Annotated in this window: 11 protein-coding genes and 1 riboswitch; of the genes, 2 read left to right on the forward strand and 9 right to left on the reverse strand. The window is 64.0% G+C overall.

Annotated features, from left to right (window positions below):
- On the reverse strand, window positions 1–675 hold the full coding sequence (locus tag C2L65_RS17230; protein ID WP_042314989.1) for an antibiotic biosynthesis monooxygenase family protein: 675 nt from the start codon (window positions 673–675) through the stop codon (window positions 1–3).
- Window positions 676–702: 27 nt separating this feature from the next.
- Window positions 703–1,095, reverse strand: coding sequence for a RidA family protein (locus C2L65_RS17235; protein ID WP_042314963.1), 393 nt, complete (start codon window positions 1,093–1,095; stop codon window positions 703–705).
- 201 nt (window positions 1,096–1,296) lie between these two features.
- Here C2L65_RS17235 and C2L65_RS17240 point away from each other — a divergent pair, with 201 nt between their 5' ends.
- Entirely contained in the window at window positions 1,297–1,773 is a 477-nt protein-coding gene (locus tag C2L65_RS17240; protein ID WP_035999886.1) for an outer membrane lipoprotein, read from the forward strand.
- Window positions 1,774–1,811: 38 nt separating this feature from the next.
- Entirely contained in the window at window positions 1,812–2,225 is a 414-nt protein-coding gene (locus C2L65_RS17245; RefSeq protein ID WP_042314962.1) for a VOC family protein, read from the forward strand.
- Window positions 2,226–2,237: 12 nt separating this feature from the next.
- On the opposite strand, the gene atzF is transcribed toward C2L65_RS17245, so the two are convergent.
- The 7 genes from atzF to C2L65_RS17280 all read right to left on the reverse strand — a co-directional run bounded on the left by atzF (window position 2,238) and on the right by C2L65_RS17280 (window position 11,972).
- A complete protein-coding gene (gene atzF / locus C2L65_RS17250) occupies window positions 2,238–4,040 on the reverse strand; it encodes an allophanate hydrolase (RefSeq protein WP_042314961.1) in 1,803 nt (600 codons plus the stop codon).
- A 60-nt stretch (window positions 4,041–4,100) separates the two neighbouring features.
- Window positions 4,101–7,715 (reverse strand): urea carboxylase, encoded by a 3,615-nt coding sequence (uca, locus tag C2L65_RS17255; RefSeq protein WP_042314960.1) that lies wholly within the window; start codon window positions 7,713–7,715, stop codon window positions 4,101–4,103.
- Between the two features lie 192 nt (window positions 7,716–7,907).
- A complete protein-coding gene (locus C2L65_RS17260) occupies window positions 7,908–8,552 on the reverse strand; it encodes an urea amidolyase associated protein UAAP2 (protein WP_042314959.1) in 645 nt (214 codons plus the stop codon).
- A 14-nt stretch (window positions 8,553–8,566) separates the two neighbouring features.
- The gene (locus C2L65_RS17265) at window positions 8,567–9,274 is read right to left on the reverse strand and encodes an urea amidolyase associated protein UAAP1 (protein WP_007743990.1); all 708 of its coding nucleotides are present in this window, start codon (window positions 9,272–9,274) and stop codon (window positions 8,567–8,569) included.
- 17 nt (window positions 9,275–9,291) lie between these two features.
- Entirely contained in the window at window positions 9,292–10,065 is a 774-nt protein-coding gene (locus tag C2L65_RS17270; protein WP_007586732.1) for an ABC transporter ATP-binding protein, read from the reverse strand.
- Window positions 10,062–10,877 carry an ABC transporter permease gene (locus C2L65_RS17275; protein WP_042314958.1) on the reverse strand — a complete coding sequence of 272 codons (816 nt, stop codon included), beginning with the start codon at window positions 10,875–10,877 and terminating at the stop codon, window positions 10,062–10,064. Before C2L65_RS17275 ends, C2L65_RS17270 begins: the two co-directional genes overlap by 4 nt.
- A gap of 30 nt (window positions 10,878–10,907) precedes the next feature.
- Window positions 10,908–11,972, reverse strand: coding sequence for a putative urea ABC transporter substrate-binding protein (locus C2L65_RS17280; protein ID WP_042314957.1), 1,065 nt, complete (start codon window positions 11,970–11,972; stop codon window positions 10,908–10,910).
- A 57-nt stretch (window positions 11,973–12,029) separates the two neighbouring features.
- Window positions 12,030–12,149, reverse strand: a riboswitch (guanidine-I (ykkC/yxkD leader).
- Between the last annotated feature and the right edge of the window lie 37 nt (window positions 12,150–12,186).

Here is a 12,186-nt window from a genome sequence, read left to right on the forward strand (position 1 = left end):
TCAGGCAGGCCGCGAAGCGTCCGGATAGTATTGCGGCGCTTCGCGGCGGTCGAACATCCCATAGTCGCGCACCACGCGCACGCTGCGCAGCCGTGCGCCATCGGGCAATGCGAGCGCGTTTGCAAAGGCCTCGGCGGCGCGCGCATCGCGCCATGCAGTGAGCAGAATGACGTCGCCCGGCGTCAGCACGGCGTCGAACACATCCCACGAAACGAGACCTGTCGCGTCTTCGCGCAAGCCCAGCCTGCTCGCAACTTCGCGCGCGCCCGCGTGTTTTACCCAGTCAGGGTCGCGCCGCGCATCAATCAGCACGATCGTGGTCGCGTCGCCCGTCTCCGTTTCGTCGAGTCGTTGTTCGTGCAACGTCTGGCCAGCGGGCAGACGCGTGTCGCGCGTCAGCTGCCCTACGCGCAGCCGATAGTCGCTGAACGTCTGCGTGCGGCCTTTTTCCTGCACGCCATGATGCGTCGCCTGCGTGCGCCAACGCACCAGCGCCTTTTCGTCGCGCCAGCCGGACAGCGACAGCAGCACGCCGTCGCGCGTGAGACTCCCGTAACGGACGTTGTCGACGAAGCCGTCGATCTGTTCCAGTTCCGGCTTCAGCATCTTCGCGTAGCCGAGATACGCGTCCCAACGATCGGCGCGCGGTTGCACTTCGAACAGCACTGAAAACATCGTGTTCTCCACTTATGCGAAGGCGATTCAAACCGCCGCGATGCAATCGATTTCAATGTCGAAGCGCCCCGGCCAAGCAGGCACGCAGACAAAGATACGAGCAGGCGGATCGTTCGGAAAATAGCGGGCGTAAATCGCGTTGACGGCCGCAAACTGCTCGACCGACGTGCAATAGACGTTGCACTTGAGCACATTCTCAAGCGACGAACCCGCCGTCTCGACGCACAGCATCAGCTGTTCGAGCACGAGCTCGGTTTGCCGTTCGAGCGGCACTTCTGCGACTTCGCCCGTCTCGGGATCGAACGGCGGCAGGCCCGACACATAGATCGTGTCGCCGTGCCGCGTGACGACGGAAGTCGGCGCCTTCCAGCGTTCGAGCCAGCTCGACAGCGGCTCCACCCGGATGATCTCGCGTTTCATGACTGCGCTCCGTTTGCATGATCTGGCTGCCATCGTAGCGCCGGACCGCGCGCCGACGTTTCAGGCTGACACGAAATGACGGGTGCGAATGCGCAAATGCGCGCCTCATTTTCCTCTCATTCTTCGAGCTTACGATTCACACATCGAAAGAACCTGCAGCGCCCCGAACGACACGGCGCGCTGCTCATAGAGGGGAACATCATGAACAGGTCATTCGTTACAGCATGTGCATCCGCGCTCGTCGTCTCGCTCGCATTGAGCGGCTGCGCAACCTTCGACGGCTCCGCCAACGTCTACAGCGCGTCGCAGGCGCAGCGTGAGGAAACGGTCCGCTTCGGCACCATCGAAAGCGTGCGCCCCGTCACCATCGACACGAGCAACGGCCAGCCCGGCTTTCTCGGCGCCCTCGGCGGCGGCGCGATTGGTGGCATCGCCGGCAGCGCGATCGGCGGCGGACGCGGCTCGATCCTGACGGGCATCATCGGCGGTATTGCGGGCGCGGTGGCGGGCAACGAGGTGCAGAACCACTTCGAGAAGAAGCAAGGCGTCGAAATCACCGTGCGGCTCGACGACGGCTCGCTGCGCGCCATCACGCAAAGCACCGACGGCCCGATGTTCTACGCGGGCGAACGCGTGCGGCTGCTGTCGGAAGGCGGCGTGACGCGCGTGACGCTGTAAGCGCGGCAACGGAAGCGTAAAGGAAGAAGGAGACCATCATGTTCATGCGCGACGACGTGATCTACGAGTTTCATCACATCGGCATTCCAACCAGCGCAGTGCGCGAAGGCGAACGCTACAGCCCGCAGTACCGGATGTACACGAACGACAGCGATTGCAAGCTCGCGCGCATCCAGTACCACCGCTTCGACGCCGATAGCCCGCTGCACGAACTGATGCGCCGCATGCCGCATCTGGCGTTCAAGGTCGACGATCTCGATAGGGCGATCGACGGGAAAGAGGTCGTGCTCGGTCCGTATGAACCGATCGACGGGTTTCGCGTGGCCGCGATCATCGACGGCGGCATGCCCGTCGAGCTGATCCAGACCGTCCTCGACGACGAGGATATCTGGAGCCGCACGGTGACGGGCCGGCACGCGCGGCTTTATGCGGCGCAATACGAAGAGGCCTGATTGCGGCGTGGTTCAGGCAGCCCGTTGCAGCCAGGCGCGCCAGCCGCCGTATTGCGTGATATCGACGGCGCCTTCGAGGCCGTATGCCTCGCAGACGAAGCCGGTTTCCCAGCGCCCGTCCGCGAGCTCGACCTTGCCGAGCGCGAGCGGCGCCGGAATGCCCGCGAGGAACGAGCCGGCTTCGGCGCTCGGTAACTCCCAGACTTCGACTTCGATGGCCGCGCCGTTCGTCGCGTCTCGCATCATGCCGGGCCGCTGCGTCGCGCCGCCGCCCGCCAGCGCATACAGCCGGTAGTGCGGCGCGCTTGCCGTCGCTTCGACGAGCCGCGCGCCACGCGCAATTAGCTGTCCGTTCAGCGCCAGCCCTTGCAGATGCGCGCCGCACACGACGAGCTTCATCCTGTCACTGCGGGCGGCACTTAAAGGCACGTCCGCATCCCGCTGCGCACCGCCGATCAGCGGCACATCCAGCTTGCGATGCAGCGCATCGGCGACGCTCAGCAGATATTGATCGGTGAACGCGCGGCCGAACAGCGTCACGCCCCACGGCAGCCGATTGCGCATGAAACCCGCGGGCGTCGCGATGGCGGCGTAATCGAGCAGGTTCATGAAGTTCGTGTAGTACCCGAGCAGCGAGTTCGGGCCGATCGGATCGCGCTCCAGTTCATCGAGCGTGACCGCGCGCGGCATGGACGGCGTCAGCACGCAATCGAGTTCCGCGAGCACGGCATCGCACCGCTGCTTGAGCGCCTGGAGCCGGTACTGCGCGCGAAATGCATCGACGGCGGTCGTGCCCGGCGCTTTGGCGAGCACGTCGCGAATCACGGGCAGCACGGCTTCGGGTTGCGATTCCATCAGCGCGCCTGCCACGCTGTAGCGCTCGGCGACCCACGGTCCTTCATAGAGCAGTCGCGCCGCTTCGACGAAGGGCGCGAAGTCGATCTCGACGGCCTCGCCACCGATCGCCTCGAGCGCCGCGCGCGCCTGCGCGAACAGCGCGGGGCTTTCTTCGCAGCCGGCAAATTCGAGTTGACGCGGCACGCCGAAGCGAAAGCGCGCAACGGCGCCAAACGCGGCTGCGTCGTTCCATTGCGGGTTCGCGCGGCTGTAGGCGTCGGCGGGATCGTGGCGGGCGGTGAGCGCGAGCAGTTCGCTCGCCTCGCTGGCCGTCGCGGTGAAATACGTCACGCAGTCGAGCGTGCGGCAGGCGGGCACGACGCCCGCCGTCGACAGCAAGCCCTTGGTTCCCTTAGTGCCGACGAGGTTGTTCAGCGCGGCGGGCACGCGGCCCGAGCCGGCCGTATCGGTGCCGAGCGCGAAGCTCGCGACGCCGAGCGCCACCGCCAGCGACGAGCCCGCGCTCGATCCGCCCGAAGGATACGCGGCATGCACGCTGTTGCGGCACTTGCCGTACGGCGAGCGCGTGCCGTTGAGGCCCGTCGCGAACTGGTCGAGATTGGTCTTGCCGATCGGCACCGCGCCGAGCGCGATCAGTTGCGCGGCGAGCGTCGCCGACTCTTGCGGCGTATATGCGAAAGCGGGGCACGCGGCCGTGGTAGGAATACCGGCGAGATCGATGTTGTCCTTCAATGCGAACGGCACGCCGTAAAGCGGCAGCGAATCGACATCATGCCCGTCGAGCGCCGCGAGATAAGGCTCGATTTCCGCGTCGGACAGCAGATGAATGAACAGGTGATAGTCCGGGTTCAGCGCGGCGGCGCGCTCGCGCAATGCGCCAATCAGCGCGCGCGGCGTGACGCGGCCTTCGCGATACGCGGCGCGCACAGCGGGAAGACGCAGATCGAATGAATCCATGTCCGATGGTTCCTTAATGCGTTGAAATGAAGTGTCAAATGAGGTGTCAAATGAGGTGTCTCATGCGTGCTGTTCGATCACGACGACGCGCTGCCCCGCGCGAACGGGCGAACCCGGCGCGACGTGAATCTCGCCGACTGTGCCCGCGCAAGGCGCGATAACGGATATCTCCATCTTCATCGATTCGATCACGAGCAGCACGTCGCCCGCTTCGACGGTCGCGCCGGGCTCGACGCGCACTTGCCACAGATTGCCGGCGATTTCGCTATCGACGGCGATCTGGCCGTCGGTGAGCGGCGCGATTTCCGCGTCGGCGGTGACGGGCGGCTCCAGCGCGTCTTCGTTGCTGCCCGCTTCGTGCCAACGCTGGCGCTCGGCCTGAAACGCGGCTTGCTGACGCGTGCGGAATTGCGCGATGTCATCCGCCTCGCGTTCGAGAAACGCCTGATAGTCGGCCAGCGACAACTCGGTCTCTTCGATCTTCAGCGGATAACGGCCGAGCGGAAACGCTTCGCGGATACGCAGCAGTTCGTCGGCGGAGACTTCGTAGAAGCGGATCTGGTCGAAGAAGCGCAACAGGTACGGGCGCCCCGCGAAATCCGCAACTTCGCGATAGCGGTTCCACATCTGCAGCGTGCGTCCGACGAACTGATAGCCGCCCGGCCCTTCCATGCCGTACACGCACAAATACGCGCCGCCGATGCCGACCGAGTTCTCAGCCGTCCATGTACGCGCCGGGTTGTACTTCGTCGTCACTAGGCGATGACGCGGATCGAGCGGCGTAGCGACGGGCGCGCCGAGATAGACGTCGCCGAGACCCATCACCAGATAGCTCGCGTCGAACACGATGCGCTTCACGGCATCGATCGAATCGAGATCGTTGATGCGGCGAATGAACTCCAGATTGCTCGGGCACCACGGCGCATCTTTGCGCACGGTCGTCATGTATTTGTCGATGGCAAGCTGACACGCGGGGTCGTCCCACGACAGTGGCAGATGCACTACACGCGACGGCGCCCGCAGATCCTTTTGCAGCAGCACGCGTTGCCATGTCGCCGCGACATGATCGAGCAGCGTCGCGAGCGGCAATTGCTCTGGCTGATAGTGGACCTGCAGCGAACGGATGCCGGGTGTCAGATCGATTACGCCGGGCAACTGCAACGCTTCGAGCGATTGCATCAACGCATGGCCGCGAAAGCGCAGCACGAGGTCGAGTTCGGACGGTCCGATTTCGAGCAGCAGGTGCGTGTCGCCGGACAGTCGCGCGACGAGCCGGTCATCGCCTTCGCCGACGTTCAGCACGATCGGTGATTGCAAATCCGCGCGTTCTTCTTCGGTATGCAGTGACGTGGCTTGTACCGTGAGCGTTTCCACTTCCGCGAGACGCGCGCGCGCCGCTTCACGCGCCGTGGCGATATCGACGGGTACGAAGCGCACCTTGTCACCGGCCTTCAACTGGCCGATCTGCCACAGGTCCGCTTCGATCACCGTAACGGGACACACGAAGCCGCCCAGGCTCGGACCGTCCGGCCCGAGAATGACGGGCATGTCGCCAGTGAAATCGACTGCGCCGACGGCATACGGATTGTCGTGAATGTTCGACGGATGCAGTCCCGCTTCGCCGCCATCCGCGCGCGTCCATTCGGGCTTCGGACCGATCAGCCGCACCCCCGTGCGGCTCGAATTGAAATGGATCTCCCAGTCGGTGTCGAGAAATTGCTCGATATAACGCGCGCTGAAGTATTCGGGCGCGCCGTGCGGACCGTAGATCACGCGCAGCACGCGTACATCGTCGAGGCGATGCGCGAGCGCGGCGGGCATTAAAGCGCCCGCATCGCGATCGGAGAGCGGATGGAGATGCAGCACGTCGCCCGCACGCAGCGCGCGTCCGCCGTGGCCGCCGAACTGCCCGAGCGTGAACGTGCTGCGGCTGCCCAGATATTGCGCGACGTCCAGCCCACCGCGCACGCACAGATAAGCGCGCGCGCCAGCGCCGCGAATCGTGCCGAGCGCGAGCGTCGAACCGGCTGCGACGAAGAACGTCGTGTTCATCGGTTGCGGAATCTCGTCGAGCATCACGGGCAGCGTTGCGCCCGTCACGGTGACGACGGCATCCGTGTTGAAACGGAGCGTCGGCCCACTCATCGTGATTTCGAGCGCGGCCGCTTGCGCGTCGTTGCCGAGCAGACGGTTGCCGAGACGCAACGCGCGATCGTCCATCGGTCCCGAGGGCGGCACGCCCACGGCCCAGTAGCCGGGACGGCCCGGATAGTCCTGCACAGTCGTCTGTGTGCCGCCGCCGAGCACTTCGAATGTCGATGCGCGATAACGCAGGCCTTCGAGGCAACGCGTCCACGGATGGCCGCTCGCGAACGGTGCGTCGGCGAGAATCTGCCGCAGATAGTCGCGGTTCGTTTCGACGCCATAGATGCGCGACGCTTCGAGCGCGGCATCTAACGCGTGGCGTGCCTCGTCGCGAGTCGGTTGCCATGCGATCAGCTTCGCGAGCATCGGATCGAACCACGGCGGCACTTCGCAACCGGCTTCGATCCATGTGTCGATGCGCAGCGCGCGGCCATCGGCATGCGGAAACGACACATCGGTCAGCAGCCCAGGGCAGGGTTTGAAATCGCGGCCCGGATCTTCCGCATAGAGACGCGCCTGGATCGCGTGGCCTTGCGGCTTCAGATCGCGCGACAGCACATCGAGCGGCGCGAGGGTGCCCGCTGCCAGTTCGATCATCCAGCGCACGAGGTCCACGCCCCACACCTGTTCGGTCACGCCATGCTCGACCTGCAACCGCGTGTTCACTTCGAGAAAGTAGAAGCGTGCGGCGTCGCTGTCGTAGACGAATTCGACGGTGCCCGCCGAGCGATACGACACCGCTTGCGCAAGCCGGATCGCCGCGTCGCATAGCGCGGCTTCGACGCCGTCGGGCAGATTCGGCGCAGGCGTTTCTTCGAGCACCTTCTGGTTGCGCCGCTGCACGGAACAGTCGCGCACGCCGAGCGCAATGGCAGCGCCCTTGCCGTCGCCGAACACCTGGACTTCGAGATGCCGCGCTTTCTCGATGTACTTTTCGAGGAACACGCCGGCATCGCTGAAATTGTTCTGCCCGAGGCGTTTCACGTTGTCGAACTGCGACGCCAGTTCATCCGCCGAGCGGCACACGCGCATGCCGATGCCGCCGCCGCCCGCCGTGCTTTTCAGCATCACCGGATAGCCGATGCGTTGCGCCGCTTCGAGCGCAGCATCAAGGCCGTCGAGCAGGCCCGTGCCTTCGAGCATCGGCACGCCCTGTTCAGCGGCGATCGCGCGAGCCGTGTGCTTGAGGCCGAACTCGCGCAATTGCGCTGGCGTCGGCCCGATGAACGCGATGCCCGCGGCTTCGCACGCTTCGGCAAACGCCGCGTTCTCCGACAGGAAACCGTAGCCCGGATGAATCGCCTGCGCGCCTTGCGCAAGGGCGATCTCCAGAATCTTCGCGATGTCGAGATAGGTGACGCTCGCCGCGCCGTCGCCGAGACTGCATGCCGTATCGGCGAGGCTGACGTGACGGCTCGCGCGGTCCGCTTCGCTATAGACGGCGACGCCTTCGACGTTCAGTTCGCGCAGCGTGCGCAGAATGCGGCAGGCAATCGCGCCGCGATTCGCAATGAGGACTTTATCGAACATGAGTGGATGTTCAATGCGTGGGCGGGTCGTCCCGCCACGTGGGCATGCATGCCGAGGTCGTCCACGGCAGGTCGCTTCGTTTCAGGTCTTGAAAGCGGGCTCAGTGCTTCATATATTTCGTAGATTCGTCGATGCGCATCAATCGCTCCGCGCGCACTTTCATCACCGTGTAGAGCCAGAGACGCAGCGTGCTCAGTTCCATATCGTCAGCTCCGCGGGAGTGGGGTTGTATGCGTTGCACGGATTGTTCAGTTGCGGGCAGTTCGAGATCAGCACGATCACGTCCATTTCCGCGCGTACTTCGACGTATTTGCCGGGCGCGGAAATGCCGTCCTCGAATGTGAGGCCGCCCTCGGATGTGACGGGCACGTTCATGAAGAAGTTGATGTTGGCGGCGATGTCGGTTTTCGACAGACGGCGGTCATGCGCGCACGCGCGCAGGTAGTTATCGCGGCAGCTGTGCATGTAGCGCTTCTCGAGCGCATAGCGCACGGTGTTGCTCTCCTGCGCGCATGCGCCGCCGAGCGTGTCGTGACGTCCGCAGGTATCGGCGACGATGGTCAGCATGGGGTTGCCGAGATTCGAGTAGAGCACGGTGCCCGTCGTCAGATAGAGGCTTTGCTGACGGCGCAGCGTGCGTTGCGCGTCGTAGCGTTCGCGCGAATCGGCGAGGCTGTAGAACAGCGTGTCGATCGCCTGATTGCCTTCTACGTCGCGAATGCGCAGCGTCTGGCCCGCTTTCAGTTCCTTGAGCCATGGCTCGCCCGCGGGCAAGGTTTCGCGAAAGATCGCGTCGGCAGGGTCGAGCGTGCTGGTCGTGAGGATGGATGTCGTCATGGCGCGCGTTCCGCTCAGAGAAAGAATCGTTCGGTGTTGATGAAGCCGCGCGCGTTTTCATCGCATGACGTGCGGCAGATTTCAGCGACCTGGCTGTCGGCGGCGCGCAGCGTGAGCTTTACGGGTTTCGGCGCGTATTCGGGGTTCGGGTCGAGCGGATGCTGGATCGCGGTCAGCACGACGAGCGTGTTCATCGGCGCATACAGCTCGATGTAGTCGCCCGTTTTCGAATTGCCTTCGACGAAGCTGAGCGCGCCCGCATCCGTCACATCGACGCGGCTGAAGAGATTGAGCGTCATCAGCAGATCGGAAATGCCGAGTCCCCATTTGCCGAGTTCGACGAGCAGGTTGTCGGTGCCGTTGCGATAGAACGCGTTTCGCAATTCCTGATAGCGGCCTTGCCCGTACTTCTCGAACACTTCCGCGGCATTCGACACACCCGCGAGACTGTCGTGCCAGCCGCACGTATCCGCGACGATCGCGGCGAGCACGCGGCCCATGTCGGAATAGAGGCAATGGCCTTTGGTCAGCTTGGCCGTGTGCTGGCACTTGAGCGTATCGGGCAGATTCAGGCGTTCGCTTTTTTCGGCGGCGTTGAAGAGCAGCATCGCGACGTTCGCGCCGCCGCGCGGATCGGTGATGCGCAGCAACTGCCCGCGTTTGACGATCAGCGATGCATGTCCGCCGCCGGGCACGGTTTCTTCGAGCAATGTTTCGTTCATGTGTTTTGTCCTTTCGATCATGCGGGTACGGCGAGCAGCGGCGGAATCGTCATCGCCGCATGCGCTTCGCGCACACCGTTGCGTTCGAGGGGAATGTCGTAGGTGATGCGCGCGCCGTACGCCTGCGGCGCTTGCGGATCGACGCGCACCTTGTCGAACACGAGCACGCGGCTGCCAAGCGTGAAGCCTTCTTTCAGGTCGTGCGTGACCATGAAGACCGTCAGCTTCGCTTCGCGCCACAGCCCGGTCAGCAGTTCGTGCATGTCGCGCCGGATGCCCGGGTCGAGCGCGCCGAACGGCTCGTCGAGCAGCAGCACGCGCGGCTTCATCACCAGCGCCTGCGCAAGCGCGAGACGTTGCTGCATGCCGCCCGACAGTTGATGCGGATACTTGTCGAGCGAGTCGGCGAGGCCGACGCGCGTGAGCATCGCGACGGCTTCATCGCGTGCGAGACGGCGGCGCGCGCCGAACAGCCGTCCCGTGAGCGGCGCATGCGGCAGTTCGAGGCCGAGCATCACGTTGCGCAGCACGGTGAGATGCGGAAACACCGAATAGCGCTGGAACACCACGCCGCGATGCGGGTCCGGCTCTGGCGGCAAGGGTTCGCCGTCGAGCAGGATTGCACCGCGCGTCGGGCGTTCCTGGCCGAGTAGAAGACGCAGGAATGTCGACTTGCCGCAGCCCGACGCGCCGACCATCGAACAGAACTCGCCTTCCGCGATGCGCAGATTGAGCCGCTCCAGCACGACCTGATCGCCATACTGTTTCCACAGGTTGCGAATCTCGATCATGCGCGGCCTCCGTTGTACCAGGGGAAAGCCCATTGCGTGAGACGGCGCAGCGCTGCGTCGATCAGCCACGCGAGCAGCGTGATCCACGCGACGTACGGCAGGATCACATCCATCGCGAGATAACGGCGCACCAGAAAGATGCGATAGCCGAGCCCGTCCGTCGACGCGATGGCTTCCGCCGCGATCAAAAACAGCCACGCCGATGTCAGCGCAAGACGCAGCGCGATCAACAGACGCGGCAGCAGTTGCGGCACGATCACCCGCAGAATCAGCGTCCAGCTCGATGCGCCGAGCGTTTGCGCCTTGATCCACAATTCCTCGGGAATCTCGCGCGTGCGCTGTTGAAGATCGCGGATCATCATCGGCGTGATGCCGATCACGATCAGCACGACTTTCGACAGCTCATCGAGACCGAACACGATGAAGAGAATCGGCAACACCGCGAGCGGCGGAATCATCGATATCACCGTGATGAACGGCGACAGCGTTGTGCCCGCGAGCGGAATGCTGCCCGTCACGATGCCGAACACGAGCGCAATCGCCGCGCTCGCGACCAGCCCGATGCCGAGCCGCCTCATGCTCGACACCGTGTCGTCCCACATCATGTATTCGCCCGTGCGCTTGTCCTCGGTGAACGCGTATTCGTGCAGCGCGTCCTTCATCTGCGTGGCGGACGGCAACAGCTTGTCGTCGGGGTTGGCTTGCAACCGCAGCGACGAGCCGGTGAAGTAAACCGCGATCAGCACGATGAAGGGCAGCAGCAACAGCATGAGACTGCCGGTGCGGCCAGGATGTCGGTTGATGAGCCGCATGGGCCTCTCCTGCTCAGATTGAAGCCGCGCTCACAGCTTGCCTTGCGCGGCGAGGCGCACGTACGTCGGATCGAAACGCAGCTTCAGGTTGCTCTTGCTGCCGACCACCACGTTGTTGTCGAACGCCATGCCCACTGCGCCCGCGTTCGGCGCGCCCTTGCCGAGCAAACCGTGATCGAACGAGAACTGCGCGACGCGCGTCATGATCTTCGGCATGTTCGGGCTGGTGGCGAAATCGAGTGCCTGTTGCGGCGTGTAGAAGAGTGCCGTGGTGGAGAGTTGCGCCTTGTAGCCGGCGAGATCGGTGCCCGATGCCTTGGCCATCGACGTGAGCGCGGCCTCCGTGTCAGGCGACGTGCCGTGCATCGTCTGCATGATTTCGAACCATGCGCCCGTCAGCGCCTTGCCGAGCGCCGGGTTGTCATGCAGCGTCTTCGTGTTGACGACCATCATGTCCATGATCTCGCCGGGAATGCGGCTCGAATCGAACACTTCGGTGACGTTCGGCTTCGCCTTCAGATCGGCGAGCATCGGGTTCCACGTGACGGCGTTGTGTACGGTGGGCGTCGCGAACGCGCCGGAGATATCGGCGTCGGACGTGTTGACGGTCTTGATGTCGCGCTCGCTCATGCCTGCCGATTCGAGTGCGCGCGCAAGCAGATAGTGCGAGACGGAGAGTTCGACGAGATTGACGGGCTGACCCTTGAGGTCGGCGACTTTCTTGCCCGCGCCCTTGATGAGCACGCCGTCGTTGCCGTTCGAGTAATCGCTGACGATCAAGGCCGTGCTGTCCACGCCGCCCGTCGCAGGGATGGTGAGCGCGTCCATGTTGGTCATCGCGCAGCCGTCGAACTTGCCGGCCGTGTACTGGTTGATCGATTCGATGTAGTCGTTCAACTGCACGACATCGACGTTGATGCCGTACTTCTTCGCCCATTTGGACATGATGCCTTGCGTCTTCGCATAGCCCCACGGCATCCAGCCGGCGTAGATGGTCCAGCAGACCTTGAAGTCCTTACGGGCTTGAGCGAATGAAGGCGTGGAAAAACACAGGGAGAGAGCGACGGCAGCGGCGAAAAATCGGAGCTTGCGCATGAGGTTGACCTCGCAGGGACGGTTATCGACGGCAGGAGCGGCGCGACGCATCGCGTTCTCTCCCGGGCTTTTATCCCGCCGTGTAACCTCATCGAGGTCGACAACTCTCGGACCAGCGTCGCACACCGAATGCTTGTGTTTGCATCGATGCGGACCGGAACCCTAGTCGTCCATTTGCCAGATTGTGACTGCTAAACCGGATGCTGCACCGGCT

Source organism: Paraburkholderia terrae, from assembly GCF_002902925.1.
In the GTDB taxonomy this organism is placed as follows: domain Bacteria; phylum Pseudomonadota; class Gammaproteobacteria; order Burkholderiales; family Burkholderiaceae; genus Paraburkholderia; species Paraburkholderia terrae.